This is a genomic window from Mycobacterium helveticum (assembly GCF_007714205.1).
In the GTDB taxonomy this organism is placed as follows: domain Bacteria; phylum Actinomycetota; class Actinomycetes; order Mycobacteriales; family Mycobacteriaceae; genus Mycobacterium; species Mycobacterium helveticum.
This window is the reverse complement of sequence record NZ_VMQU01000293.1, coordinates 1-1272: the sequence shown is the minus strand read 5'-3', so window position 1 is coordinate 1272 and position 1272 is coordinate 1. Positions and strand designations below refer to the sequence as shown.

General features: G+C 72.7%; 1 protein-coding gene. It reads right to left on the bottom strand.

Going from position 1 to position 1272, the window contains the following annotated elements; genetic code table 11:
* The coding region (locus FPZ47_RS27555) for a transposase (RefSeq protein ID WP_246859919.1) at window positions 1-1240 on the bottom strand (1240 nt) is incomplete at its 3' end.
* Window positions 1241-1272: the final 32 nt, after the last annotated feature.

Genomic DNA, 1272 nt, shown 5'->3' with positions numbered 1-1272 from the left:
TGGCTTTGCCGTCGCGCACCCCATGCCCGGCGACGAGATCGTCGCCGAGGATGGTGCCGGTGAGTTGGTGCAGCCAGCCGGCGATGCTGGCGGCCAGCAGCGCGCCCCACATCCAGGCGGTGTTGACCTGCTTGTTTCCCGAGGGCAGGTGTCGCAGCGCGGCGCCGTGTTTGCTGTCGCGGAAGATGTTCTCCACGCTGGTGCGGTGCCGGTACCAGTGCTCGACGGCCGCAGCCTTGTCGGGGGTGGAGGTGTCGAGGTTGGTGGCGATGAACGAGTAGGCGTAGATCGCGTCGGCGTGAGCGAGTTCGGCCAGCGGCAGCGCGCGCTGGTCGGGGTGCAGGGTGCGGCGCCGCCGCGACCGGGCGTCGGGAGAGACCTGGTCGACGGTGAGCCGGACCCGGCGGATCAGCAGCCGCGTGTTCGGTGGCCAGTCGGCGGGCGCGTAGGTGGAGACGGCGACCTGCGCGTCGGGCATGTCGATCGCTGCGCGCCAGTCGGTTTCGGCGATACCGGCCAGCGCCCGCCACATCGTGGTGACGCGTTTGGCGCCGATGGCGAACCCGATCCCCGCCTTGTGCGCGGCGCGGGCCAGTTGCCCGGCGAAGTAGCCGGCGTCGGCGCGCAACCGGACCCGTTCGCGGCGGATCCGGCGCGGCAGCCCGGCCAGGGCGCGCTGCAGCAGGTCCTCGGCGGTGGCGCGGGGGTCGTCGAGACCGCAGTCCAGGTCGGCGGCCAGCACGGTCTCGGTCTCGGCCCAGCTGGCCACGTGCGGGCGCCCGACCCGCTGGCCCTGATGGTTGTAGGCGATGCCGTCCTTCTTGCGGCCGTACACCTCCACGTCGGTGGTGTCCAGGTCGATAGTGGCCCCCTCGCACAGCGCCGCGGCCCGCTCGGCGGGCAGCAGCGCCAGCATCCGCTCGCTCACCTTCGCCAGCCCAGATTCGGTTGCCCGCCACTGCTGGTCGGTGAATCGTTTCGCGAGCCCGGCCGCGGTGGTCGAGGCCAGTCCGGGCACCGGCGTCAACGCCTGGGCGGCGACGTCGGCCCGGTGGCGGTCCAGCCCGACCAGGAAGTCGTGGCCGGCCAGCTGCGCCGCGGCCATCCCGACCAGCAGCTCACCGGGCCCGAAGCCGCGGTCGCGCTGCTTGATCGGACCCGTCGCCGCGTCCAGCAGCCCGATCACGTCGAGTCGATCCAGCAGTTCGGTGACCGCCACCATCCCCGCGTTACCGGTCACACTCGGATCCGCCCTGCCGACCCGAACCCGCC